Raw genomic sequence first — 25402 nt, 5'->3', positions numbered from 1 at the left:
TCCTCCCACTCCTTTGGGCGGGCTACGAGGCTAAAGGGTGCTGAAGCAAGTTAAAAACTGTAGAAATGGTAAAAAAGGAGGAAATCCTAAATGTTAATGCCTAAAAGAGTAAAATACAGAAAACAACAACGTGGAACAGTCAGAGGAATGACAAAAGGTGGTAGTTTGGTACATTCCGGTGACTGGGGATTAAAAGCAATGGAAAGCTCATGGATAACTGCTCAACAGATCGAAGCATGTAGGTTATCTATGGTTAGAACCTTAAAAAGAACAGGAAACATATGGATTAACATTTTTCCTGATAAACCAGTAACTTCCAAAGGTATTGGAACAAGGCAAGGAAAAGGTAAAGGTGATGTGGAAGGTTGGGTAGCTGTTGTTAAGAAGGGAAGGGTAATGTTTGAAATAGGTGGAGTCGATGAAGCAACTGCAAAAAGGGCATTAGAGTATGCCGCCTCCAAACTACCGATAAGGACTAAGATAGTTCAAAGATATGAAATAGGAGGGGAGCTCTGATGAGAATAACTGAGATGAGAGAATTAACAGACGAAGAGCTCAATGAAGAATTAAATAATTTGAAAGAGAAATTATTTCAATTGAGGTTTCAACTTGAACTCGGACAACTAAAAAATTCTTCAAGTATTAAACAAGTAAAGAAAGATATAGCTCGAATAAAAACCATCCTCAAAGAAAGGGAACTCGGAATAAGGAGGTAAATTTCATGTCTAAAAAGATAATAACTGGAAAAGTTATCAGCAATGCGATGGACAAAACGATAACGGTAGAAACAGACAGACTGACCAAACATCCCAAATACCACAAATTTGTTAGAAAAACCAGAAGATACCATGCACATGACGAAAACAACGAATGTGAGATTGGTGATATTGTTGAAATAGAAGAATCCAGAAAGCTTTCCAAAACAAAGGCTTTTGTTTTAAAAAGAATTGTAAGAAAAAATATTTTATCGGAAGAAGTTGAAACACCCGACTCAGTTGAAGAAGAAGTAAAAGAAGCCTTTGGAGGTGAGGTTGATGGTACAACTAGAGAGTAAAATTAAAGTTGCTGATAACTCTGGAGCAAAAGTTCTAAGAGTTATTAAAGTACTCGGAGGGTTTCATAAAGCGAAAGGAACCGTAGGAGATACTGTTGTTTGCTCCGTTAGAGAAGCCATACCTCACACGGATTTAAAAAAGGGTCAAGTGGTTCAAGCTGTAATTGTCAGGACGAAAAAAGAGATAAAAAGAAAAGATGGAACTTATATCAGATTCGATGACAATGCTGCCGTACTGGTTGATAAAAATAAGCTACCGTTAGGTACAAGGGTTTTTGGCCCGGTAGCCAGAGAAGTTCGAGAAAAAGGATACGCCAAGATAGCATCGTTAGCGAAGGAAGTGTGGTGAAAATATGAATAAAATAAAAAGAGACGACACAGTAATGGTAATTTCTGGAAAAGATAAAGGAAAAAGAAGCAAAGTTTTAAGGGTTATTCCAAAGGAAAACAAAGTTATTGTGGATAACGTAAACGTCGTCAAGAAACATCAAAGGCCTACTCAAAAGATGAGAGAAGGGGGAATTATCGAGCAACCCAGTCCTATTGATATTTCAAATGTTATGTTAGTTTGTCCAAATTGTGATCAAAAAACTAGAGTGGGATTTAAATTTCTTGAAGATGGAAGCAAAGTAAGATATTGCAAAAAATGTGGTGAAATAGTCGAAAAATCTTAATTCATTTAAACTTTTGAAACGCGGTAAAAATTTTGTGGATAGGTAAGGGAAGAAGCAAAAAGGAGGACAGTCAATGGAAAAAGTTCAGTATATACCTCTAAAAGACAGATACAAAGAAGTAGTAATACCTTCTATGATGAAAGAATTTAACTACAAAAACGAGTTACAAGTACCAAAACTTGTAAAAATAGTTGTTAATATGGGAGTTGGAGAAGGTTCCAGAAACAGAGCAGTTGTTGAAAAACATGCTCAAGAGTTAACGAAGATAGTAGGGCAAAAAGCCTTAATAACAAAGGCAAAAAAAAGTGTTGCCAATTTTAAGGTTAGAGAAGGAATGCCAATAGGTGTAAAAGTAACCTTGAGAGGTTGGAAAATGTATAATTTCTTGTATAAATTAAACCATGTTGTATTACCAAAATTAAGAGATTTCAGAGGGCTACCATCTGATTCTTTCGATGGAAGAGGCAATTATACCTTTGGAATTCCCGAACAACTAATTTTTCCAGAAATTAGGCCTGATGATATAAATAGAATTCAGGGTATGGATATAACAATCGTTACCACGGCTAAAACTGATGAAGAAGCAAGGAAGCTTTTAGAATATTTTGGTTTCCCGTTACAAAAATCATGAATGGAGGTTGTGATAAATGGCGAAAAAGTCGCTTATAGAAAAATCCAAAAGAACGCCAAAGTATAAAACAAGAGTTTACTCACGATGTAAAGTTTGTGGTAGGCCAAGAGCTGTTTATAGAGAATTTGGTTTATGCAGAATATGTTTCAGAGAAAAAGCTCTAGAAGGTAAACTTCCTGGAGTTAAGAAGGCTAGCTGGTAAGGAGGGAAAAACGAATGTGGAGCGATCCGGTAGCTGATATGCTAACCAGAATAAGGAACGCCAACTCGGTATTCAAAGAGAGTGTAGAAATACCCGCTTCGAACTTAAAAAGAGATATTTTAGAAATAATGAAAAGAGAAGGATTTATCAATGATTATAAATTCATAGACGATGGTAAGCAAGGAATACTCAAAGTCTATTTAAAGTACAAAGGAACTAGAAGGGATAAAAAACCTATAATGGAAGGAATCATAAAGGTTTCAAAAAGCGGAAGAAGAGTATATGTTAACACACGTAACATACCAAAAGTCAAAGGTGGATTAGGTATAGCAATACTCTCAACGTCCTTAGGAGTAATGACCGATAAAGAAGCAAGAGAGAAAAAAGTTGGTGGAGAAGTAATCTGTTATGTATGGTGAGGAGGTGCCTAGATGCCACAATCGAGAATAGCTGATAAACCAACAATTATTCCTGATGGTGTAGAATTATCTGTGGATGGACAAACAATAAAAATCAAAGGTAAAAAAGGTGAATTAAGTCTAAATTTACCTGAATATTTGGAAGTTGAAAAAGGTAACAACGAATTAATTATTAACTCAAAAGAAGGCGTGGTTAAAAGAAGTTCAGACGAAAAGCGATTAAAAGCGCTCAGAGGTACTTACACTTCTCATTTGAGAAACATGATTAAAGGTGTAACTGAAGGATACCAAAAAGAATTGGAGATTACTGGTATTGGATACAGAGCGCAACTTCAAGGAAACAATTTAGTTTTGAATATTGGTTATTCAAACCCAGTAGAATTTCCTGTACCTGAAGGAATAACAATAGAGGTTCCACAACCCACAAGAGTGGTGGTTAAAGGTATAGATAAATACAAAGTTGGAGAAGCTGCTGCAAGAATAAGAAATTTAAGAAAAGTTAACGTATACAGCGGTAAAGGTATAAAGTACATTGGAGAAAGTGTTTTAAGAAAAGAAGGAAAGAAAGTTTAAAATATTTCCGCAAAGGAGGTCCCTTTTAAATTGATAAAACAATTAGACAAAAAAGCACTTCGACAAAAAAGGCATTTAAGAGTAAGAAAAAGGGTAAGAGGAACGCCAGAAAAACCAAGATTAACAGTCTTTAAAAGTCAAAAGCACATATACGCTCAAATTATAGACGATACTAAAGGAGTTACATTGGTATCCGCTTCAACAACACAAAAACAACTGAAAGAAAAATTAGAAAAAACATGGGATGATAACGCTGCAAAAGAAGTAGGAAAACTCATCGCTGAAAAAGCCAAAGAAAAAGGTATAACAGAAATCGTTTTTGATAGAAGCGGGTACAAATACCATGGCAAAGTAAAAGCTCTTGCTGAAGCAGCAAGAGAAACGGGCTTAAAGTTTTAGGAGGTGTTGGTAATTTATGCCGAACGATCAGAAAGTAAAAGCTACTGATGCTGCAAATGAATTAGAAGAAAGAGTAATCGAAATTCGAAGAGTCAGCAAAGTAACTAAAGGTGGAAAAACTATTTCGTTTCGTGCAGTTTCGGTGGTAGGTAATCGAAATGGAAAAGTAGGAATAGGAATTGGGAATGCTCGAGAAGTTCCACAAGCTATCCGAAAATCAATTGAAAATGCAAAAAACAATATGATAGAAGTCCCCGTTAAAAATGGAACTATCCCTTACGAAGTAATCGGTGAACAAGATGCTTCCACAGTATTATTGTTTCCTGCAGGGCCAGGTACTGGTGTTATTGCTAGTTCAGCTGTAAGAGCTGTTGTTGAATTAGCAGGAATAGATAATATTCTAAGTAAATCTATTAGTTCAACAAACGTATTAAATTTAGCTAAAGCTACTTACAACGGATTAAAAAAGTTGAGATCTCCTCAAGAAATTGCAAAGTTAAGAGATTTATCTGTAAAACAAGTATTTTTTGGTGCACACGAGGGGGTATGAGTGATGTCAAGTCTAAAGATAAAGTTAGTAAGAGGAAGAGCAGGGAAGAACAAAAGACAATTAGCTACTCTCGATGCTTTAGATTTAACTAGAAAAGATAAAGTGGTAATAAAACCTGACAATCCGCAAATTAGAGGAATGATAAGAACCGTACATCACTTAGTCGAGTGGGAAGAAATCGATTCTTAAAAAAACAAACCGTAAATAAGGAGGCTATATACATGCCACTTAAAATAGAAGATCTAAAACCTACACCAGGATCAAGAAAACCTAAGAAAAGGGTAGGAAGAGGAATTGGCTCAGGATTAGGAAAAACATCTGGAAAAGGGCACAAGGGTCAAAAGGCTAGAGGAAAAGGTAAAATAAGCAAAATCTTTGAAGGTGGACAAACAAACATCATTAGAAGAACCCCAAAATATGGATTCTCCAATAAACCATTCAAAAAAGTATATTCTATTGTAAATGTAGATACATTAGAAAAGTATTTCTCTGAAAATGAAGAAGTAACACCAGATATACTTCTAGAAAAGAAAGTAATAAAGAAATTGAACGATGGAGTAAAAATACTAGGAAAAGGAGAAATATCAAAACCTCTTGTTGTCAAAGCTCACCTTTTTTCTCAAACAGCTAGAGAGAAAATCGAAGCTGTTGGCGGGAAAATAGAGGTGATTGAATAATATGTTCAAAGCCTTTAGAAACGTTTTTAGGATTCCTGAATTAAGGGATAGAGTTATATTCACCTTTTTAGCGTTGATAGGGTTTAGGATAGGTATTTACATCCCCATTCCTGGAATAAATGTTGAGGCATGGCAAGCTGCTTTAAGTGGAGCAGCTCAAGGAGCAGTTGGAGGGTTCATCGGTTTTTTTGACGTCTTTGCTGGTGGTGCATTAAGCAATTTATCTATATTTGTTCTCTCAGTAACCCCATATATTACTGCTTCGATCATTTTTCAACTTCTCTCTTCTGTAATACCTAGTTTAAAAGAGATGTTGAGAGAAGGCGAAAGTGGGAGAAAAAAATTTGCTCACTACACCCGGATGTTAACGTTAGTATTAGCTTTCGGACAAGGATTACTAATGTCCATAGCTGCAAATAATTACAGATCCCCCAACCTATCACCAGTTCTTTTCGTAACTTTAGCAACCGTTTCTATAGCAGCGGGGACGATGTTTTTACTATGGATAGGTGAATTAATCACCGAAAAAGGAATAGGAAACGGAGTATCCGTTTTAATATTCGCTGGTATAGTATCGAGGTACCCTACATACGCAGCTGAAGCTCTCATAGGTTTAACCCCTTTAGAATGGATACTGTTAGCGGCGGTTGCCATATTTATAGTAATAGCAGTAGTAGCGGTTCAAACCTCTGAAAGAAGAATTAATATCCAATATGCAAAAAGAGTAGTCGGCACAAAAATTTATGGAGGTTCCTCGACATATTTACCTATTAAGGTAAATGGTGGAGGAGTAATTCCAATAATCTTTGCATCGGCTATTATGACTCTACCCAGTATGATTGCTGGGGTAACCGCAACTACTGTAGACGATAGAATATTTGCCATAGGTGCTCCGCTTTACCTTGTCCTGTATGGTTTGTTAGTTTTCTTTTTTACATACTTTTACAGTTCTGTTGTTATGGATCCAAACGACGTGGCAGATAATATACGAAATTATGGTGGGTTCATACCAGGTTTAAGACCAGGGAAACCAACTGTTAATTACATCACTTCCGTTATGACAAGGGTAACCTTCATAGGTGCACTCTTTTTAGTGGTCATTGCTTTGGTACCCTATTTTATCAGAGGTGCTTCAGGAATGCAACAAATCTGGATAGGTGGTACCAGCACACTAATAGCAGTTGGAGTTGCTTTAGACATAGTTCAACAAATTGAACAGCACATGATAGTTAGACAGTATGAAGGCTTCATGAAAAAAGGAAGGCTACGAGGAAGGAGATGAATTTTCGGTGAGACTTTTGTTTTTCGGACCACCTGGTGCAGGTAAAGGAACCCAAGCGAAAATGGTAGCCAAAGAGTTTGATATTGTACATATATCCACTGGAGATATTTTAAGAGATACGGTTAGCAAAGGTACAGAATTAGGTAAAAAGGCTAAAGCAATTATGGATCGTGGAGAATTAGTTTCAGATGAGATAATGAATAATCTGGTAAAAGAAAAACTGCAAGAGTTAGATTCTTTTATTCTTGACGGTTATCCTAGAACTTTAGACCAAGCAAAATTTTTGGACGGTGCAACAAAAGACTTAAAAAAAGAAATAGATGCGGCGGTACTGATAGATGTTTCAGAAGAAGAAATAGTCAAAAGGATAAGTAATAGAAGGGTCTGTCCAAACTGTGGCAAAGTATATAATTTAATTACACTTAAACCAAAAGAAGACGAAAAATGTGATGTATGTGGCACAAAATTAATTCAAAGAGACGACGATAAAGAAGAAGTAGTCAGAGAAAGGTACAAAGTATATAAGAAAAACACTGAGCCCGTAATAGAATATTATAGAAAAAATAACAAAATAATTACAATAGACGGCGCCCAAAATGTTGAAGACGTTACAAAAGAATTGTTTAATATACTAAGGAGTTTTAACAAATAATGATAATAATTAAGACTGATGAAGAAATTGAAATGATGAGACGGGCTGGAAAAAAGCTTGCCCGTCTTCTTGACGCTTTACTTCCAGAGATAGTGAAAGAAGGCGTTAACGGGGAAAGTATTGAAAAGTATGTCTTGGAATACATGGAAAAGGAAGATGCTATACCCACCTTCAAAGGTTACAATGGTTACAAATATGCGATCAACTTTTCTGTGAATGAAGAGGTTGTTCACGGGTTTCCATTAAAAAGTAAAGTTTTAAAAAATGGTGATGTTGTATCTATAGATTGTGGTTTAACTTACAAGGGGTACATAGCAGATTCTGCCAGAACCTACATAATAGGACAAGTTCCTGAAGAGGAAAAAGGACTGGTTGAAGCGACCAAAGAATCTTTGTATATGGGTATAAAAAAAGCTGTAGTGGGTAATTCAATTGGTGACATTGGTCACGAAATTCAAACTTATATTGAAAGTAAAGGTTTTTCCGTAATAAGGGAATACGTAGGTCACGGGGTAGGAAGAAAATTGCATGAAGATCCTCAAATTCCAAATTATGGAAGGCAAGGTAGAGGCCCAAAAATCAAGAAAAACATGACCCTCGCAATAGAACCAATGGTATCTATGGGAAGTTACGAAGTCGACATTTTAGAAGACGGTTGGACAGCGGTGACCAGAGATAGATCAAAAGCTGCCCATTTTGAGCATACAATTGCTGTGACAGAAAATGGCCCAGAAATACTCACACAACTTACATAATGGGTGGGCTGCGATTTGCAAATGGATAAAAAGTCTTTTATCCTTATGAGTAAGTTGAGGGGTTTAAGGGACCGCAGGTCCATTTCCACATGTGTGGGCAGCGATGTGGAAATGGATAAAAAGTCTTTTATCCTTATGGGTGGGGAGCGGGGGAAGGGCGCTAAATCGTATTTTACAATTTCTAATGACAGTAAAAATCCCTGAAGAAGGAGGGATTGTATTGGCTAAAAAAGATGTCGTTGTTATGCAAGGATATATTCTTGAATCTTTACCTAATGCAAATTTTAAAGTTAAATTAGATAATGGGCATGAAATATTGGCCCACATTTCTGGGCGAATGAGAAAGAATTTCATCAAAATACTTCCAGGAGACCGGGTTACTGTGGAAGTCTCCGTTTATGATTTAAACAAAGGAAGAATTGTGAAAAGGGAAAAAGTAAACAAAGACTGAAAAAACAGATTAATATAGATGTTGAGAATTACGAAGGAGGAAATAAATTATGAAGGTCAGGGCTTCTGTAAAAAAGCGATGTGAGCATTGTAAAATAGTAAAAAGAGGCGGAAAAGTTTGGGTTGTATGTTCAAAAAATCCTAAGCACAAACAAAGACAAGGATAATAAAAATTTCTTTACAAGGAGGCTAAATGGATGGCTCGTATTTTAGGTGTTGAAGTTCCAGATAATAAAGCTTTATTTGTGGGATTAACATATATATATGGAATAGGTAGAAAAACAGCCTTTGATATATTAAATACCTTAGAAATAGACCCGAATAAAAGAGCAAAGGAACTAACTGATGATGAAATTTCAAAGCTAACTCACCACATAAATGAAAATTATAAAGTTGAAGGTGAACTAAGGCAAGAGATTAACAAAAATATTAAGCGTTTGATTGACACTGGTAGTTATAGAGGAAGAAGGCATAAAGCGGGGTTACCCGTAAGAGGTCAGAAAACCCACTCCAACGCAAGGACCAGGAAAGGGCCAAGACTAACAAAAATCAAAAAAAGATAACATTAACTGAATGGGTGGGGAGCGGGGCGAAGGGGCGCTAACACATCAAATCAAATTTTTAAGGAGGTTTTTAAATAAATGGCAAAAGGTGGAGCAAAGCAAAGAACCAAGAAAAAGAAAGCTGCTCCGGAAAAAGCAGCAGTGCACATTCATTCAACCTTCAACAACACAATCGTTACTTTAACAGATACCGAAGGTAGGCCAATAATATGGTCTAGTGGTGGAAATGTTGGATTTAAAGGAGCCAAAAAAGGGACTCCGTTCTCAGCCCAAATGGCTTCAGATAAAGTGGCAAAAGAAGCTCTAAATCTGGGAGTAAAAAGAGTGGATGTATATGTCAAAGGACCCGGTTCAGGTAGAGAATCAGCAATTAGGGCTTTACAAGCTGCAGGTCTAAATGTAGAAAGCATAAAAGATGTCACCCCTATACCTCACAACGGTTGTAGACCAAAAAAGAAAAGATTCTAATTAAGGAGGGAAAGAATTAATGGCGAGGTACATAGGACCACTAGAAAAACTATCTCGACGCGAAGGAATTAACCTTTATTTAAAAGGAAAAAGAAGCTACACAGAAAAATCCGCCCTTAGAAAAAGAAATTACGTTCCTGGGCAACATGGAAGGCAAAAACAAAAGTTGACCCAATACGGTGTACAATTAAGATCTAAACAAGCTTTAAAAAGAATGTATGGTTTAATGGAAAGACAATTCAGAAACACTTTTGAAGAAGCTGAAAGATCCAGAAGTGGAGAAACTGGAGAAGTTTTGATGCAACTCTTAGAAAGAAGGTTAGATTCTGTAGTTTATCAAATGGGTTTCGCACCAAACAGAAGAACGGCAAGACAAATAGTAACTCACGGACATATACTAGTTAATGGCAAGAAAGTGAATATTCCTTCTTACAGAGTCAAAGTAGGAGATGTAATAGAAGTCAAAGAAAAAAGTCGTAACATACAACAAGTACGAGAAGGATTAGAATTACTGCAAGAAGGATATAGAAATATTCCCAATTGGGTAAACGTGGAAATTGAAAATTTTAGAGGAACTTTCGAAAGGTTACCAAAGATTGATGAAATGGATGTTCCTGTACCTTTGACAAACATCATAGAGCTCTACTCTAAATAAGAATTATTATTTATTTGAAACACAAAATATCACCTCGCTCAAAAGGGCAGGAAAGGAGGTGTGCTCTGATTCCCTAATAAGGATCAGAGATAGTATGGAGATATTAATAAAACCGGAAAAATTTAGGATAGTCCAAAAGGAAGAGCAAGACGAATATAACTACTCAAAATATGAACTATTTCCTCTGGAAAAAGGATATGCTATAACTTTAGGTAATGCTTTAAGAAGGGTGCTGTTATCTTCCATTCCATCTTTGGCAATAACAGGGCTACGTATTCCAGGGAAATTACATGAGTACGATACTATTGAGGGTATAAAAGAAGACATCATTGAAATAACTTTAAACTTAAAAAAGGTTCAATTAAAAGTAGATGACATTGAAAACCTCAATGAGATAGATTACCCAATTCTATTAAGCTTAAGGAAGAAATACAAAGCTGGCCAAGTCATAAAAAGTGGAGACATAAAAACTCCGTCGGAAGTAGAAATAGCCAACCCAGATTTTGTCATAGCTCATGTCAACAAAGATATGGAAGTTGACTTTGAACTGTACGCTCAAGCAGGGAAAGGTTTCATTCCCGCCCAAGAATTGACATTTCAAAGTGACATTGAATACATATTCATAGATGGAGTGTTCAGTCCTGTTCTTAAAGTTAACTATTTAACCGAAAACATTCGTGTAGGAAGAAGAACCGACTACGATAAGCTAATTCTCGAAATTTGGACGAAAAAAAACATAACCCCCACCGAAGCATTGAAAGAAGCAACAAAAATTTTGATGGAACATTTTGACTTCATTTCCAAACTTTGGGAAAGAGAAGGAGAAGCTGGTACTATAGAACAAATGGAAGTTTCAGTTGAAAAAGAGGAAGAAGTGCAAGAAGAAGAGGAAGAAAATATTTTTGGGTTGCCAAAGGATTTAATGGAAACTCAGATTGACTCTTTGGATTTAACAAAAAGAGCTAAAAATTGTTTAAAAAGAGAAAAAATAGACACCATTGGAGAACTATTAAAAAGAAAACCCACCGACCTTCTCAAAATCAAAAACTTTGGTAGAAAATCTTTAGATGAGATAAAAAATGAGCTAAAAGAGAAATTTGATATAGATTATGAAAAATTACACCAAGAAGAAAGGGGGAACACCTTCGATGAGGCATAGAGTCAAAACTAAAAAATTAAATAGATATGCTTCCCATAGAAACGCCCTGTTGAACAATCTAGCTAGAAGCGTCTTTGAATCTGAAAGTATAATTACTACTACTGCAAAAGCAAAAGCCGTAAGGCCCCTCGTAGAAAGAATAATCACCAAGGCAAAGGAAGCTAATTCAACCGATCTCCCAGAAAGAAGAGTAGCTTTAAACAGAGACATAAACAGACACTTCAACGACAGAAAACTAGTGTACAAAATAGTACATGAAATTGCACCTCGATATGAAAATAGAAACGGTGGTTACACAAGAATATTAAAAATCGGTTATAGAAAAGGTGACGCTTCGGAATTATCTATACTCCAATTACTCCCAAAAGAAGAATAACTTAAAAAATGACGCCCAGACCGGGCGTCATTGTTAAATATATCAGTAGGACTATAAGCCGGATTCTGTCAAGTTAACCATTTATCTAAGCGGTCTACCCAGAAGGCGGATAATCAAATCTCTCGGCGGGCAACCTATAGCCTTCTTGCTTGACCTTGCTCAAGATAGAGGCTACCAAGCTGTCAGATCGCTCTGACACTGGTGAGCTCTTACCTCACCGTTCCACCCTTGCCTTTCGGCGGTTTTCTTTTCTATGGCCCTATTCAGGGATCACTCCCTCTGGTTGTTAACCAGTATCTTGCCCTTAGAGTCCGGACTTTCCTCAAAATAGGCCAAGTATGCCTACTCGCGGTCAACCGTCCTACTTCAATTATTCAAATAGTTAAAATATTTTCCCTGATAGGAACCCCTCTCTCTCATCGTATTTTCAATTAAGTTTAAAATTTTTATTTTAGAAATTCCCCAATTGCCATGTAACGTTCCAGTTTTTGGAGGATCAGCAACAAGCCTATGAATCACGATCTTTGGATCCAAATATTCCAAGAAAGTAATTGCCCTTTCTACAAAATCAGCCAACGTCAAAGGTACAAACTCACCACTATTATACAAATCCGCAAGTTTTGTATTTTCAACGATATACAAAGAATGCAATTTTACACCGTCAACCTTTAAAGCCGAACTAACCTTAGCCATCTCTTTCACATCATCTAATGTATCACAAGGAAAATCTATTATATAATGCAGAATAACCTCTAATCCAGCTTTTTTTAACCTGTTAACAGAATCTATAACCTCCGCTAAAGAATGCCCTCTGTTCACATATTTTAGAGTATTGGCATTAGTGCTTTCAATACCAAGCTCAACGAAAACATCAACTCTATCTTTAAAAGTATTTAAAAGCGTTATCACCTCATCAGGAACACAATCTGGCCTAGTTGATACATCTAAACCTACTATTCTATCGTCTATCAAACTACTTTCATATTTTTCTTTCAATTCATCAACAGAAGCGTATGTATTGGTATTTGCCTGAAAATAGGCTAGGAATTTATTAGCTTTTGTCTCGTATCTATTAATCATTTCCTTAACCTGCTCTTCGATACTTACCTTAGGTTTAAAAGCAGCAAAACCACTCCCTGTTAAATCGCAATAAATGCAACCACCCTTACCTTTCACGCCTGTTTTATTTGGGCAAGTGAATCCAGCGTTGATTGGTAACCTTTGCACCCTTTCGCCGTATCTATTTTTAAAGTACTCGCTCAACCTATTATACAAATCCAACAAAATCACCATCTATTCAACTGAAGTTTCAAGTCATTTATCACGCTTCTTTTTGGCCCGTAAACAGCAAAAAATAAGTTGTTCACTCCTCTATACCAAGCACTAAGATACATATCCATATACTCACCATTGTACTCACCGTAAATAAGAGGAATAGCAGAAAAACTAGCGGTTAAACCATCAGAATAATCACTCACAAAACTATACCAAAAATTCATCAAAGTGAATGGATTCTTGAAATGAACGACGTGAACCTCGTACAAATCATCATCATTTTTAAATTTCAACTCCAAATGTTCGCCATTGTCTGGGACGGTTGTGTTTATTATCGTCCCGTTTCTGGTTACTATCCTACTTATATCTTCATAACCTTTAGGAGAAAACTCTATGTAATCATCGATGGGTTTAGATATCCCTATCGTCGTTATGGCTATCAGAATGATCGCTATTATTATACTTATCTTCGATCCTTTTGTAAAAGCTATGGAATTTCTCATATATTTGCTCCTTTTCTTCTTTTAAAGTTAAAAATTCTCCATCGTAGTACAAGAACTTCCCTGCTACCATCGTTGCAAAAACATTCTTAGGATTTGCAGAATAAACTATATGAGACTTTAACCTTGATAAATCATTAGGTAAAAACTCAAAAGAATCCATATCTAAAACAACCAAATCTGCTTTGAACTCAGGTTCTAACCTCCCGATATTTTTTTCTAATGCAAAACCTCCGTTTTCCCAGCTCATCCTCAAAATCTGTTCTACTGAAAATCTATCAGGACCATACTTGTATTTCTGCAATATACCTCCAAACTTCATTTCGTTGAAAAAGTTCAAAGAGTTGTTGCTTGCACAACCATCCGTACCAAAAGTAACGTTTATATTCTTATCAAGCATATCCACTATGGGAGCGATCCCATTACCCAACTTCATATTACTAACAGGGTTATAAGCCACATTCACTTCGTTCCTTGAAAGAACTTCGATATCTTTTTCATCAGCATGCACACAGTGAGCAGCTATCGTAGGAAGATCGAATAAACCCGTATTTTCAACCTCTAAAAGATTGTACTGCTCCCTTTCATTTGCTGATTCTAACAGATGAATCTGAATGTGAGTATTATACTTTTTTGCAATTTCAGCTACTTCTTTTAATTTATCCATAGGAACGGTGTAAGGGGCATGAGGCCCAAAGCCTATGTAAATCCTGTTATCCAATCCATTGTATTTTTCAAACGTTTCGATATTTTCTTTTATCCTTCTATTCCAACCCTCGTCGGTATCAAAAGATAGCCCTCTTGAGATATATGCCCGAATCCCTAAATCATATGCAGCCTTAGCTATCTCATCAGTAAACATATACATGTCAACAAAAGTAGTTATTCCATTAGAAATCATCTCTAAAATAGAAACTAAAGTGCCATAATAAGACATTTCACTTTCCAAAAAGTCCTCTCTTGGTAGCATTTCTTTGAACAACCAATCGTTAAGTGATAAATCATCGGCAATACCTCTAAAATAAGACATAACTGAATGGCTATGGGTGTTAATAAATCCTGGGATGATCAATTTTCCAGATAGATCGTATTCGTCCACATCTCCCAAATTCACCTCGGTTGAATCACCTGGTACAAGTAAGTCTTCGATCTCATCTTCGTCTATTAATATATCAAATTTTTCTACATCATCATCAGCACTAATTAAAACATACGCATTCTTCAAAAGCTTTTTTGACATATCCACAACTCCTTTGGTTGTTTTCATTGATATTATACTATAAAATATCGTTTATGAGTTGATTTTTTAAAAGGAAAAAGGATACGAACAAGTAAAATAATTAATTCTAACTTCATTAAAAATTGCAATAAAAAAATAATAAAAATGTAAAACTTTCGTGCGTGTTGGAGTATAGGTGATATAATTATATTATTAAAGAAAAAAGGGCATTTTTCTCGTAAATTAACTGTCCTAGATTTTGGTAAGGGAAAAAAGAAATATTAAAAGATTGAGGTTAGTTTTAAAGATAATATAGATAATGTCGAAATTGGGGAGAAGCAATATTATGAAAAAGTTTTATTATGTAGGATTAATATCCATTTTGTTATTTGTTTTGACTGGGTGTTTACCTAAAACAAATGAGCGTGTTCTTTTTAAACCAATAAATCCTTTACTTTCAGGGGAGAGTTCAATTATTTCTTATACTATAAAAGAAGAAATTACTACGACTCAGGCAGAAACATTTACCCAAAGGTTGAATGATGATTTTAGGAGCAACAACATTTTGGTTAAATATCTTGAATTAAAAGATTTCGTAGATGAATTAGACTCGGTCCCAGAAAGCTCAAATTTGTGGATTGAGGTAAATTGGTATGATTACTATGATGCTCTGCGAAAAGGGTTTATCTATTATGATGAATTTATAAAACCAGATGGTTACAATATTTACAGATCTTTTGATGGAATTCATTACACAAAAATCGGTGTTTCAGAATATGGTTATTTCTTAGATCCTTCAGAACAAAATGCACCTAATAAAGAGGTATGGTATGCGGTGAGTTCTTATACAGAAAACGGAGAAAGTACACTTGTTGAATTAGGCTCTGTTGTTCCACTTGATAGCTTTAACGTCAATTTAAAATCTCCTGCTGACAGAGAAAAAGGCGTTTCAAGGCAACCCACCTTTGTTTGGGAACCGACAAAAGAACTCACTTCTCCTGAATCTGAGGTGGAATATTACTATACGATGTGGATATACGACTTAGTACAAAGTGAGAATTATATACTTCCAGGTATTTTAGAAGGAACAGATGTTATCCTGTACGATTTTATAACTTTAGGAGCTGAAGAAGTTTCTGTCACGTTCCTTGGAAGTGAAGGAAGCTCTGAATATGATAATTTGAGTTGGTTCTTATACTTGCCAGATGGAATATATTCCTATGAATACGATAAGTTAGAACCCGCCAAAATATACGATTGGGGAGTAGATTATGCATACGCTGTTTCTTATGACTCAGATAGTGTTGCATACTCGATAGCTATTGATTACGGATGGGGTATAGATCCTTTAGGTGGTGTAATGCCTGAGATGCACAACGAATTTACTACAGGTAATTAAGAAAGGGGGTTAAGTGGATATGAAAAAGCGTTATTCAATAATAATTGGTTGAGTTGTTTTGCTAACGTTTATTATTTCTGGTTGTATGAAGTTGAACACAACTGATTTAGTAAATAACGATATTTCAGAAACCGATTTTTCAGGTTCTGAAAGTTATTTACCTTCTTTTAAAGAACTTTCAGGTAGGAAATTTAACAATGATGAGCTAATTGTGGGGTACCAAAACGATGCTAATTTAGATGAAATATTGAAGAATTTCAAAGGAGCCACTGTTGAAAAAGAAATTCCTGAACTCAAAGCAGTGTTGTTAAAGTTAGACACCAATGTTATGGATGTAGAAAAGGCTTTTGAAATACTGAAAGGGAAAAAGATAGAAGGTATCAGATACGTTGAGCCAAACTATACAGACAGGGAAATACCAGTTATTAAAAGCACAGATTCTAAAACCCAAAAAGAAATGGGAAGTAGCACATTGAATCAAGTAGAGGAAGGTTATCCAGATTACAAGGATAAACAATACGCCCTAAAAAAGATTGGCGCAGAATCCGCGTGGGAAAAAGCTACAGGTGAAGGCGTAATTGTAGGGTTATTAGACACAGGAACGGATGGAACACACCCTGATCTAGTGGATCAATTGGTGGAAGGGTATGATCCTTATTTGGGCGTAACGATTGATCCAGCAATTGATTATGACTCTGATGGGCACGGTACCCACACAGCGGGCATAATAGCCGCAAAAGATGATGGTCAGGGCGTAGTAGGATTAGCTCCTGATGCAAAGATAATGCCTATTAGAATATTTAACCCTGGTTACATTGGTGATTATGCAGTTGCCGACGGAATAGTTTGGGCTGTAGATCATGGAGCAGATGTTTTGTCGAACAGTTGGGGAGGCGGAGGATATTCAAACATCCTAAAAGATGCCTTTGATTATGCTCTTACAAATGACGTAGTTGTTGTTGCCTCTTCTGGTAACGACACAACCGACCAATTTTGGCACTATCCTTCTGCTTTTACGGGAGTTATAGGCGTTGCAGCAAGTGATGCACTAGATGAGATAACTGATTTCTCATCACGAGGGGAATACGTATCTGTTGCGGCACCAGGGAACAATGTCATTTCATCTATTCCTGTTAGGTTAGCTGTAAGTGATGGAGTCGTTGGTGAACCGTTCGCTTATTGGGCCGGAACATCGATGGCATGCCCATATGTTTCTGCCTTAGCTGCCTTAATTAAAGAAGAATATCCAGACGCCAATGTGTACCAGATAAGAAAGATGATAGAAGAGGGAGCAGTGGATATTGATGAGGATGGTTACGATACCTCTGCCGGCTATGGAAGAATTAGTTCTGCAAGTCTGGATCTTAATCCAGCTGATTACGAAGCAGGGAATTTGGTTGTTAAGGCGATATCTAAAAGAAGTAGTAACCCTTTGCCCGGTGTTTTTATAACTTTAGAAAGTAAAGAAACGAGCAAAAGATATTACGGGAAAACTTCTAACGATGGAACTGAATTATTTGCCGGAATTGAACCAGGAGATTATGAAATAATTATTGGGGGACCTGAGTATCTGTATTACTTTGCACCAAATTATAGGATGGAAGAAGAATTAAGTTATTCAGGAGTGGTCGAAGTTAGTAATGTAACAACCTATACGCAAGAATTTGAAACAACTCAATTCAAAACAGATTTAACAACTGATCTTTCGTTTGCTGGAACACTTACAATATCTTTATTAGATTCTTATGAAACTCCAATAAAAACATTCGAATTTACGAGTAATGCAGAAATTAGCATTGATCTGTTGCCAGATATCGATGAAAGCGGCCATTATTATTTAGCTTATGAGTACGTGGGAACGATTCCTGAAGAAGAATTCGGTATAAGAGGAGAAATACAAATAAACAATGAATCTATTCCGGTTGAAATACCAGTTAACCAAGAAGGTACAGGATTTATTGATGAATATGGAGGATTAGGAATACCTTGGACTATTTTCTAAGTTTATGTTGTTAAAAGAAACATCTGATTTTCAATTGAGGAGATTTTTAAAAATGACTAAAACTCAGATAATTTTAGTAATTTCCTTGACCGCTTTGGCGGTTGGTTCTGTGTTTTTCTTATTATCCCCACCATTGCAAAATGAAGCAGGGGTTAAACATGAAGTTATTCAAGAACCTGCTCAAGGAGTAGGAATAGAAAAAAAGCCTATAGAAGCTAACACCTTTGACAAAGGAGAAGGTATGGAGAATTATAAGGTTGTAGATTGTTATTACAAGAGTCAAACACCTGTTGTTATAATCAAAAAAGATGATATTGTAGTTAACAATGTAACTGGAGTTCCGTTTGTTGTTTGTATTAGTGCAGGCGAAAAGAGAACAGGAGGGTACAATCTTTCTTTGAATGATATCAGTATAAACAGAGATAACTTTCAAATCTTTATAGATTTGTTTTTAAAGGTGCCAGCTAAAGGGGAAATGGTCACACAAGCGTTTACTTATCCTTCAATAGGGGTGGAAATTAACGAAGTTTTGGATGTTGGAGAATGGGAAGTGATTGTGACCATTGAACAGAAAAATGGTGAACCATTGTTGCTGAGAAAGAGTTTTACATTTTCTAATTAATGTTTTTGAGGAAATATCTAGGTTTTATATTTTAAAAAATTGGGAGGCGTACTAGTTGGTCGTCTCCTCTCAATAATTTTTTATTGTCTTTATAAAAGTCGTTATAGCGTCCTTCCCCCGCTCCCCACTCCGCGCCCCCAATATTTTAAAATAATTGAAATTTTGGCAAATAAATAGTATAATTGTTTATGGTTGTTTTTTGGAGGTATTATCTTGAAAAAACACGATCTACGTTCACTTAGTCATTTGAACATGATCATTTATTTTGCTGTAATAGTTCTGTCAAATATATTTGTTGGTCTTTTGATAGGATATATATTATACAGTTTTACCGACCAGCAAATATGGATGGTTTTATTGATGTTTTTAGGAATAATTTCCGGATTATATTCTGGAATAAGGGAGCTTTTGAAAGAGGTAGAGAAGTATGAAAGAGCTGAAAAAAAAGCTGAAAGAGATAGAGATGAAAACAATGGCGATAATTCTGGTTGAGACCTTTGTTCTTTCTTTATTCTTTTCTTTAGAAGCTCTTTGGGTGTTGTGGGGAGGAATTGGAGCGGTTATAGGTTTTTATTCACTTGCCGAAGAGATTAAAAAAATGACGGTTGGTTCAAAACCAAAGAAGATCTTACCAGGTTTTTTTATGAGGTATCTTTTGTATGGTGTGATATTGGGAATCGCTGCCGTTAATTCAGCATATGCCCTTTTGTTGGCTTTTGTGGGTTTGATTAATTTGAAGATTGTTCCGTTTTTATCGTATAAATAAGTGTGGTAATTAGTTGGAGGAGGTGTTCTTTTGACGAACGATAGATTGAAGAAATTTACCATCTTTCTTTTTGGTGCTTATATAGTTTTGGGATTAATTAATTTTTTCGTTTTTGACATGAGTTTAGAAGGTGTTGGGGATAGATGGATAGTTTATTTTGGTGATGGAGGGTTCTTTGGTCAATTGAACCCCATGACTCTAATTATGTCATTTGGGATTATGTTTCTGTTGATTTTAATTGCAAGGAGCATACATTTTGAGCGAATCCCGGGAGGCTTACAGGCTGCTGTAGAAACCTTTTTTGATTATTTTTGGGAAATGGTGGAAGATTCTGTTCCCAATCCTAAGTATAGGAAACAAACTTTCGTTATAGCTATGAGCTTTTTTCTGTATATAGCCGTTTCAAACGTGCTTGGAGGAATACCTGGAATTGATGTTGTGCCTGTTGAAAATGGGTTGAATGTACAATTATTCACAAATACCTGGTACACACCTACCTCCGATTTAAATGTGAATCTTACATATGCCTTGATGGTTTTAGTAGTTAGTCATTTTTTTGCTGCAAGGTCCAAAGGTGTGCTGAGATGGCTTAAATCTTTCTTTGAGCCAAACCCGTTGTTGTTCCCTATTAACATAATAAGTGAATTAGCTAAACCAATTTCCCATTCATTAAGGTTATTTGGTAACGTCATGGGTGGAGGGATATTGGTTTTGATTATTAGTTATATGCTGAAATATTTTCTTTTGCCTGTTTTCTTATGGGGTTTTTTTGGTTGGTTTATTGGGCTCATTCAGGCCTTTGTTTTTGCTTTGTTAACTATTGCGTATATTGGTTCTTTATTAGAATAAAACAAAATTTATTAAATCTGAAAAAACTAGTTTAAGGAGGAGAAAAAGATGGATTTATCTACTATGCTTCAAAATTTAGTTTCTGAAGGTGGTTCCATTGGATGGGGTTTATATTATTTAGGAAAGTTATTGGGAGCAGGCGTTGCAATGGGAATAGGAGCTATAGGTCCTGGTGTTGGAGAAGGTAACGTTGGTGCGCACGCAATGGACGCTATGGCAAGGCAGCCGGAGATGAGTGGGAATTTAACAACGAGGATGTTATTGGCAATGGCGGTTACAGAGTCAACCGGTCTTTATTCTTTGGTTGTTGCTTTGATTTTGTTGTTTGTTCTTCCTTAAGTGTTTATTTTGCTGAGAATTTTTAGTTTCCCCCCAAAGAGGTGAGAGTATGATATCTTTTAACTTAACATCAATAGTAAATCTAGTAGGTTTTCTGGCTTTTATGTTTCTTATGTACAGGTTGTTGTACAAGCCGTATTTTGATATAACAGATAAAAGAAAAAAAGAAGTAGAAAAGAATTTAAACGAAGCGGAAAAATTGAGGTTAGAAGCCCAATCAAAGAAAGAAGAGTTGGATAAGCAGTTGGCTGAAGCGGACGATAAAAGACGCGAAATTTTGGCGAATGCTGATGAACAAGCCAAATCCATAGTAAAGTCTGCTCAACAAGAGGCTGAAGAGCAGAGGAAAATTATTTTAGCCAAAGCAGAAAAAGAGGCTGAGGATATTAAAGAAAGTGCAGCAAGAGAATTACAATCGAGAATAGTTTCTCTAGCTGTTGCTATTTCTTCTATGATATTAAAGGAACAGATCGATAAAAAGAAGAACGAAGAGTTGATAAGAAGGGCTATAAACAGTTTAAAAGACAAAGGAGAATTGTGATGAAAGCTTCTTATTTTTTGGCTTCAAAGTATGCCCAAGCCCTTTTGAATACTTTGGAAAAGAAGGGTGAAATTTCTAGATTAGATGAGTACGTAGAAGCGTTTCAAAGGTTAAAAAAAGCTCTCGATAGTAGTGAAACTCTTAGAGATTTGGTTTATAGTCCGTTGGTTCCTACAAAACATATAGTTACAAGGATGAAAGAGGTATCAGAATTTGAAGATACGATTTTTATTCAGTTTTTGGAAGCTTTAGTTGATAAAAGGCGTCAAAATTTGATCCCTTTTATGTCTCTTATTTTGTATCAAGAGAGTTTAGAGAGAGAAAAAGTTGTAGAAGTGCGGCTTATACTTCCGAGTAGGACGACTAATAAAGTGATAAATCAAATTAAGCAGGCAATTCATAATAAAACAGGAAGAGAAATTAAGTTAGTAACAGAATTCAAAGAAGATCTTATAGGTGGATTACAGTTATACATCGGGGATAAGTTTTTTGATTTCTCCGTAAAGGGATTTTTACAGAACATTCAATCCGCCTATGCCCCAGTTGGTGGAGGTGAAAATATTTGAGAGTTAATCCAGATGAGTTGACAAAAGTAATAGAAGAACGTATAAAAAGTTATGAAAGTGGAGAGATAAAAGAAATAGGATGGGTAATGCAGGTAAGCGATGGTATCGTTAGGGCTTACGGTTTAAAGGATATCATGACCAACGAATTGGTTGAAATAGAAACATCTGAAGGTGAAAAGGTCTACGGTATAGCTATGAATTTAGAAGAAGATAACGTTGGTATAATAACCTTGGGGGATTACAAAGGAATAAAGGAAGGAGACAAATTAGTTAGAACCAACAGAATAATAGAAGTACCTGTCGGAGAAAAGATGTTAGGTAGAGTGGTTAATCCTTTAGGTATGCCTTTGGATGGGAAGGGTGAAATAAATACCAAGGATTTTTATCCTATCGAAAGAAAGGCTATGGGTGTTGTAACTAGGAAACCTGTTGATACCCCTCTTCAAACCGGTTTAAAAGTGTTGGATTCTTTGATTCCTATAGGAAGAGGTCAAAGAGAACTTATAATCGGAGATAGACAAACTGGTAAAACCGCTATAGCTATAGATACAATTATAAATCAGAAAGGTAAAGATGTTTTTTGTATTTATGTTTCGATTGGACAAAAGTCCTCGTCTTTGGCAAGAACGATCGATAATTTAGAAAAGTACGGTGCAATGGATTATACTGTAGTGGTTGCGGCAGATGCTTCAGATCCTGCCTCTTTACAGTATATAGCCCCTTACGCCGGTGCTGCAATTGGAGAATATTTTATGTTTAACGGTAAGGATGCGTTGGTAATATACGACGATTTAACCAAACATGCCGCTGCTTACAGAGAAATATCGCTGTTACTTAGAAGACCACCTGGAAGGGAAGCGTATCCTGGTGATATTTTTTATTTGCATTCAAGATTGTTGGAAAGAGCGTCTAGATTGAACGAAAAGCACGGGAATGGTTCTTTGACAGCTTTGCCAATAATTGAAACACAGGCGAACGATATTTCAGCTTATATCCCCACCAACGTTATTTCTATAACGGATGGTCAGATCTATCTAGAAACAGGCTTGTTTAATGCAGGGATAAGGCCTGCTGTTAACATAGGTTTATCTGTTTCAAGGGTTGGTGGAGCTGCACAAACTAAGGCGATGAAAAAGGTAGCAGGATCTTTAAAATTAGATTTAGCTCAGTACAGAGAGTTGGAGTCTTTCACTCAGTTCTCTGCGGATCTTGATGAATCAACTAAGAAACAGTTAACAAAAGGTGAGAAACTTACTGAATTGATGAAGCAACCACAATATTCACCGATGGAGATAGAGGAACAAGTTGCTGTTATTTACGCTGCTAATGAAGGTTATCTCGATCAAATCCCTACGGATAGGATAGGTGATTTTGAAAGACAATTTTTGACATATCTTAGAGAAAATTATATTGAGAGTTTAAATAAGATAAAAGAAAATAAAGACATAACGGATGAAATAAAGAAAGAATTGAATGAAGCAATTTCAAAATTTTTGAATGTATTTAAATGAGTGTGGTGATTTTAATTGAGCCGCGGTAATTTAAGAGCCATTAAAAGAAGGATCGCCTCTACGGAATCTACAATGCAAATAACAAGAGCTATGCAGATGGTGGCTGCTGCAAGGCTCAACAAAATACAAAGGCAATGGAAAGGTGTAAAAGATTATTCTAACTACGCGGAAAGGATCTTGAAAAAAGTCCCTTTTATTGAAGAAAACTTTTACACACAAAATGGTGAAGGGTCCTTAGTTTTTGTAATCACCCCAGACATGGGATTAGCAGGCTCTTTTCCCTCTGATTTAACAAGAGAAGCTTTAATGGCAAAATCTAAGTTAGAAGATTTTAAAGGATACTTTGTTTTGGGTGCTAAAGGGTATTCAGGTTTAAAGAGTGAAACAGTCTTGGAAAAAGAGATAAGCCTATTCGATATCCCAAAGGTTGATCATGCTGAATATTTGCTGGAAATTATTTTCCAAATTATGGGAAACAAAGGCATTAGTAAAGTGAAGGTTGTGTATGGAGAATTAAAAAACGCCTTGATACAGTTACCGAAGACTTATGATCTACTTCCGATAACAAAAGATAAATTTGAAATAGATGCGAGATACGAATACGAACCAGAAGAAGAGAAAGTGTTTGAGGATGCTGCATATCAGTATCTTCTCTCTAAAATGTATTTATTTTTATTTGAAACCAAGTTGAGTGAACTTCATGCTCGACAGAACGCAATGAAAAACGCCACGGATAATGCACATGATTTAATAGAAGAGTTGAACCTTGAATACAACAAGCAAAGGCAAGCCTCTATTACCCAAGAATTAATAGAGATTGTTAATGGGGCGAATATGCAATAGGAGGTAATTCGATGCAAGATCAAAAAGGTAAAATAATATCTGTCATTGGACCTGTCGTCGATGTGAAATTCCCCGAAGGCCAACTGCCTAACGTTTACGATGCTTTAAAAGTAAAAAACGAGTACTCAGGCGAAGAATTGGTTCTTGAAGTTGAGCAATTAATCGGAGACGATACAGCTAGATGTGTTGCAATGGATTCTACGGATGGTATAAAAAGAGGTCAAGAGGTTATCAACACGCAAGAGCCCATAAAAGTTCCTGTCGGGGAAGCTACATTGGGAAGGATGATAAATCTTTTAGGTAAACCTATCGATGAGAAAGGAGAGGTTAAAGGAGAAGAGTACTGGTCAATTCACAGGGACCCTCCATCATTGAATGAACAAGATACATCAATTGAGATTTTAGAGACGGGTATTAAATGTATAGATCTTTTGGCTCCGTTCCCAAGAGGCGGGAAAATTGGATTCTTTGGTGGAGCTGGGGTTGGTAAGACGGTTCTTGTTATGGAACTTATAAGAAATATCGTTAAAGAGCACCAAGGAATCTCTGTATTTGCAGGTGTAGGTGAAAGAACCAGGGAAGGTAACGATCTTTGGCTGGAGATGCAAGAGACAGGGGTTATTGATAGCACAGCGTTGGTGTTCGGTCAGATGAACGAACCCCCTGGGGCAAGGTTCAGAGTTCCTCTAACCGCATTAGCAGTCTCAGAATACTTTAGGGATAAGCAAAAAAAGGACGTCTTACTTTTCATAGATAATATATTCAGATTTGTACAAGCAGGATCAGAGGTGTCGGCTTTACTTGGAAGAATGCCATCTGCTGTAGGATACCAGCCAACGTTGGCATCGGAAATGGGACAGTTGCAAGAAAGAATAACCTCCACACGAGATGGATCTATTACCTCTGTTCAAGCTATTTATGTACCTGCGGATGATTTCACGGATCCTGCACCTGCCACTACTTTTGCCCATTTGGACGCGAATTTAAACCTTTCAAGAAAACAATCAGAATTGGGACTTTATCCAGCGGTTGATCCATTAGATTCCACGTCGAAGATGTTGGATCCCAACGTTGTCGGTCAAGAACATTACTCGGTTGCAAGACAAGTCAAGGAAGTTTTGCAAAGGTATGAAGATCTACAAGATATTATAGCGATTTTGGGTATTGAAGAATTATCGGAAGAAGATAGGCAGGTAGTAAATAGAGCGAGAAGGATTCAAAGATTCTTAACTCAGCCTTTCTTTGTTGCAGAAAGATTTACAAATTATTCTGGTAAGTATGTTAACATAGAAGATACTATCAAAGGTTTTAAAGAGATACTTGAAGGTAAACATGATGATTTACCAGAAGGTGCTTTTTATATGGTAGGAACTATAGAAGAGGCTGTAGAAAAAGCTAAAAAAATGAATGAATGACGTGTTTGTAAGGCAG

38 protein-coding genes and 1 other RNA gene are annotated in these 25402 nt (G+C 36.2%); 35 read left to right on the top strand and 4 right to left on the bottom strand.

Annotated elements, in window-relative coordinates; genetic code table 11:
* The first annotated feature begins 90 nt into the window (after positions 1-90).
* The 23 genes from rplP to rplQ all read left to right on the top strand — a co-directional run bounded on the left by rplP (position 91) and on the right by rplQ (position 11539).
* Complete coding sequence (gene rplP, locus X929_RS02325) at positions 91-516, top strand: 50S ribosomal protein L16 (RefSeq protein ID WP_103066436.1); 426 nt, start codon at positions 91-93, stop codon at positions 514-516.
* Positions 516-716 carry a 50S ribosomal protein L29 gene (rpmC, locus tag X929_RS02320; RefSeq protein ID WP_103066435.1) on the top strand — a complete coding sequence of 67 codons (201 nt, stop codon included), beginning with the start codon at positions 516-518 and terminating at the stop codon, positions 714-716. Before rplP ends, rpmC begins: the two co-directional genes overlap by 1 nt.
* Before the next feature lie 5 nt (positions 717-721).
* On the top strand, positions 722-1054 hold the full coding sequence (gene rpsQ, locus X929_RS02315) for a 30S ribosomal protein S17 (RefSeq protein ID WP_103066434.1): 333 nt from the start codon (positions 722-724) through the stop codon (positions 1052-1054).
* Positions 1035-1403 (top strand): 50S ribosomal protein L14, encoded by a 369-nt coding sequence (rplN, locus tag X929_RS02310; protein ID WP_103066433.1) that lies wholly within the window; start codon positions 1035-1037, stop codon positions 1401-1403. Before rpsQ ends, rplN begins: the two co-directional genes overlap by 20 nt.
* Positions 1404-1407: 4 nt before the next feature.
* Positions 1408-1728 carry a 50S ribosomal protein L24 gene (rplX, locus tag X929_RS02305; protein ID WP_103066432.1) on the top strand — a complete coding sequence of 107 codons (321 nt, stop codon included), beginning with the start codon at positions 1408-1410 and terminating at the stop codon, positions 1726-1728.
* Positions 1729-1801: 73 nt separating this feature from the next.
* A complete protein-coding gene (gene rplE, locus X929_RS02300) occupies positions 1802-2359 on the top strand; it encodes a 50S ribosomal protein L5 (RefSeq protein WP_103066431.1) in 558 nt (185 codons plus the stop codon).
* A gap of 16 nt (positions 2360-2375) precedes the next feature.
* Positions 2376-2561 (top strand): type Z 30S ribosomal protein S14, encoded by a 186-nt coding sequence (locus X929_RS02295; RefSeq protein WP_103066430.1) that lies wholly within the window; start codon positions 2376-2378, stop codon positions 2559-2561.
* A 14-nt stretch (positions 2562-2575) separates the two neighbouring features.
* Entirely contained in the window at positions 2576-2980 is a 405-nt protein-coding gene (gene rpsH, locus X929_RS02290) for a 30S ribosomal protein S8 (protein WP_103066429.1), read from the top strand.
* A 12-nt stretch (positions 2981-2992) separates the two neighbouring features.
* On the top strand, positions 2993-3553 hold the full coding sequence (gene rplF, locus X929_RS02285) for a 50S ribosomal protein L6 (protein WP_103066428.1): 561 nt from the start codon (positions 2993-2995) through the stop codon (positions 3551-3553).
* A gap of 30 nt (positions 3554-3583) precedes the next feature.
* Entirely contained in the window at positions 3584-3952 is a 369-nt protein-coding gene (gene rplR, locus X929_RS02280) for a 50S ribosomal protein L18 (protein WP_103066427.1), read from the top strand.
* Positions 3953-3968: 16 nt separating this feature from the next.
* On the top strand, positions 3969-4502 hold the full coding sequence (gene rpsE / locus X929_RS02275) for a 30S ribosomal protein S5 (RefSeq protein ID WP_103066426.1): 534 nt from the start codon (positions 3969-3971) through the stop codon (positions 4500-4502).
* A 3-nt stretch (positions 4503-4505) separates the two neighbouring features.
* Entirely contained in the window at positions 4506-4691 is a 186-nt protein-coding gene (gene rpmD / locus X929_RS02270; RefSeq protein ID WP_103066425.1) for a 50S ribosomal protein L30, read from the top strand.
* 32 nt (positions 4692-4723) lie between these two features.
* Positions 4724-5179, top strand: a complete 456-nt coding sequence (rplO, locus tag X929_RS02265) for a 50S ribosomal protein L15 (protein ID WP_103066424.1) — start codon at positions 4724-4726, stop codon at positions 5177-5179.
* Between the two features lies 1 nt (position 5180).
* Entirely contained in the window at positions 5181-6461 is a 1281-nt protein-coding gene (gene secY / locus X929_RS02260; protein ID WP_103066423.1) for a preprotein translocase subunit SecY, read from the top strand.
* A gap of 7 nt (positions 6462-6468) precedes the next feature.
* Positions 6469-7113 (top strand): adenylate kinase, encoded by a 645-nt coding sequence (locus X929_RS02255; protein ID WP_103066422.1) that lies wholly within the window; start codon positions 6469-6471, stop codon positions 7111-7113.
* Positions 7113-7868, top strand: coding sequence for a type I methionyl aminopeptidase (gene map / locus X929_RS02250; protein WP_103066421.1), 756 nt, complete (start codon positions 7113-7115; stop codon positions 7866-7868). Before X929_RS02255 ends, map begins: the two co-directional genes overlap by 1 nt.
* A 220-nt stretch (positions 7869-8088) precedes the next feature.
* On the top strand, positions 8089-8319 hold the full coding sequence (gene infA / locus X929_RS02240; protein WP_103066556.1) for a translation initiation factor IF-1: 231 nt from the start codon (positions 8089-8091) through the stop codon (positions 8317-8319).
* A 49-nt stretch (positions 8320-8368) separates the two neighbouring features.
* Positions 8369-8485, top strand: a complete 117-nt coding sequence (gene rpmJ, locus X929_RS02235; protein ID WP_012208593.1) for a 50S ribosomal protein L36 — start codon at positions 8369-8371, stop codon at positions 8483-8485.
* Positions 8486-8515: 30 nt separating this feature from the next.
* Positions 8516-8881 (top strand): 30S ribosomal protein S13, encoded by a 366-nt coding sequence (rpsM, locus tag X929_RS02230; protein WP_103066419.1) that lies wholly within the window; start codon positions 8516-8518, stop codon positions 8879-8881.
* Between the two features lie 78 nt (positions 8882-8959).
* Positions 8960-9349, top strand: coding sequence for a 30S ribosomal protein S11 (gene rpsK / locus X929_RS02225; protein WP_103066418.1), 390 nt, complete (start codon positions 8960-8962; stop codon positions 9347-9349).
* 19 nt (positions 9350-9368) lie between these two features.
* Positions 9369-10004, top strand: a complete 636-nt coding sequence (gene rpsD, locus X929_RS02220; protein ID WP_103066417.1) for a 30S ribosomal protein S4 — start codon at positions 9369-9371, stop codon at positions 10002-10004.
* 94 nt (positions 10005-10098) lie between these two features.
* On the top strand, positions 10099-11163 hold the full coding sequence (locus tag X929_RS02215; protein ID WP_103066555.1) for a DNA-directed RNA polymerase subunit alpha: 1065 nt from the start codon (positions 10099-10101) through the stop codon (positions 11161-11163).
* Positions 11153-11539 (top strand): 50S ribosomal protein L17, encoded by a 387-nt coding sequence (gene rplQ, locus X929_RS02210; RefSeq protein WP_103066416.1) that lies wholly within the window; start codon positions 11153-11155, stop codon positions 11537-11539. Before X929_RS02215 ends, rplQ begins: the two co-directional genes overlap by 11 nt.
* Positions 11540-11577: 38 nt before the next feature.
* On the opposite strand, the gene rnpB is transcribed toward rplQ, so the two are convergent.
* The 4 genes from rnpB to X929_RS02190 form a co-directional block, all read right to left on the bottom strand.
* Positions 11578-11907, bottom strand: an RNA gene (gene rnpB / locus X929_RS02205) — RNase P RNA component class A.
* The gene (gene mnmL / locus X929_RS02200) at positions 11906-12832 is read right to left on the bottom strand and encodes a tRNA modification radical SAM protein MnmL/YtqA (RefSeq protein WP_169924916.1); all 927 of its coding nucleotides are present in this window, start codon (positions 12830-12832) and stop codon (positions 11906-11908) included. Before mnmL ends, rnpB begins: the two co-directional genes overlap by 2 nt.
* Positions 12826-13317 (bottom strand): hypothetical protein, encoded by a 492-nt coding sequence (locus tag X929_RS02195; RefSeq protein ID WP_103066415.1) that lies wholly within the window; start codon positions 13315-13317, stop codon positions 12826-12828. Before X929_RS02195 ends, mnmL begins: the two co-directional genes overlap by 7 nt.
* Positions 13226-14554 carry an amidohydrolase gene (locus tag X929_RS02190; RefSeq protein ID WP_103066414.1) on the bottom strand — a complete coding sequence of 443 codons (1329 nt, stop codon included), beginning with the start codon at positions 14552-14554 and terminating at the stop codon, positions 13226-13228. Before X929_RS02190 ends, X929_RS02195 begins: the two co-directional genes overlap by 92 nt.
* A 325-nt stretch (positions 14555-14879) precedes the next feature.
* Between X929_RS02190 and X929_RS02185 the strand changes: the two genes are divergently transcribed.
* The 12 genes from X929_RS02185 (at position 14880) to atpD (ending at position 25386) form a co-directional block, all read left to right on the top strand.
* Positions 14880-15932 (top strand): hypothetical protein, encoded by a 1053-nt coding sequence (locus X929_RS02185; protein WP_103066413.1) that lies wholly within the window; start codon positions 14880-14882, stop codon positions 15930-15932.
* Positions 15933-16017: 85 nt separating this feature from the next.
* Complete coding sequence (locus X929_RS02180) at positions 16018-17934, top strand: S8 family serine peptidase (protein WP_146255760.1); 1917 nt, start codon at positions 16018-16020, stop codon at positions 17932-17934.
* A 52-nt stretch (positions 17935-17986) separates the two neighbouring features.
* Complete coding sequence (locus X929_RS02175) at positions 17987-18556, top strand: protease complex subunit PrcB family protein (RefSeq protein ID WP_169924915.1); 570 nt, start codon at positions 17987-17989, stop codon at positions 18554-18556.
* 213 nt (positions 18557-18769) lie between these two features.
* Complete coding sequence (locus X929_RS02170) at positions 18770-19048, top strand: AtpZ/AtpI family protein (RefSeq protein ID WP_103066410.1); 279 nt, start codon at positions 18770-18772, stop codon at positions 19046-19048.
* Positions 18984-19322 carry an ATP synthase subunit I gene (locus tag X929_RS02165; RefSeq protein WP_169924914.1) on the top strand — a complete coding sequence of 113 codons (339 nt, stop codon included), beginning with the start codon at positions 18984-18986 and terminating at the stop codon, positions 19320-19322. Before X929_RS02170 ends, X929_RS02165 begins: the two co-directional genes overlap by 65 nt.
* 30 nt (positions 19323-19352) lie before the next feature.
* Positions 19353-20171 (top strand): F0F1 ATP synthase subunit A, encoded by an 819-nt coding sequence (gene atpB / locus X929_RS02160; RefSeq protein ID WP_103066408.1) that lies wholly within the window; start codon positions 19353-19355, stop codon positions 20169-20171.
* Between the two features lie 48 nt (positions 20172-20219).
* Positions 20220-20510, top strand: coding sequence for a F0F1 ATP synthase subunit C (locus tag X929_RS02155; protein ID WP_199171171.1), 291 nt, complete (start codon positions 20220-20222; stop codon positions 20508-20510).
* Between the two features lie 49 nt (positions 20511-20559).
* Positions 20560-21051 carry a F0F1 ATP synthase subunit B gene (gene atpF, locus X929_RS02150; protein ID WP_103066407.1) on the top strand — a complete coding sequence of 164 codons (492 nt, stop codon included), beginning with the start codon at positions 20560-20562 and terminating at the stop codon, positions 21049-21051.
* On the top strand, positions 21051-21617 hold the full coding sequence (gene atpH, locus X929_RS02145; protein ID WP_103066406.1) for an ATP synthase F1 subunit delta: 567 nt from the start codon (positions 21051-21053) through the stop codon (positions 21615-21617). The genes atpF and atpH overlap by 1 nt, the downstream gene beginning before the upstream one ends.
* Complete coding sequence (gene atpA, locus X929_RS02140) at positions 21614-23128, top strand: F0F1 ATP synthase subunit alpha (RefSeq protein ID WP_103066405.1); 1515 nt, start codon at positions 21614-21616, stop codon at positions 23126-23128. The genes atpH and atpA overlap by 4 nt, the downstream gene beginning before the upstream one ends.
* Before the next feature lie 15 nt (positions 23129-23143).
* Positions 23144-23971: an ATP synthase F1 subunit gamma gene (gene atpG, locus X929_RS02135; protein WP_103066404.1), complete on the top strand. Its 828-nt coding sequence runs from the start codon at positions 23144-23146 to the stop codon at positions 23969-23971.
* Positions 23972-23982: 11 nt separating this feature from the next.
* A complete protein-coding gene (gene atpD / locus X929_RS02130; protein ID WP_103066403.1) occupies positions 23983-25386 on the top strand; it encodes a F0F1 ATP synthase subunit beta in 1404 nt (467 codons plus the stop codon).
* The last annotated feature ends 16 nt before the right edge of the window (positions 25387-25402 follow it).

Origin of the sequence: Petrotoga olearia DSM 13574 (assembly GCF_002895525.1) — a bacterium.
In the GTDB taxonomy this organism is placed as follows: domain Bacteria; phylum Thermotogota; class Thermotogae; order Petrotogales; family Petrotogaceae; genus Petrotoga; species Petrotoga olearia.
The sequence above is the reverse complement of the archived record's forward strand: the minus strand, read 5'-3'. Positions and strand labels throughout refer to the sequence as shown.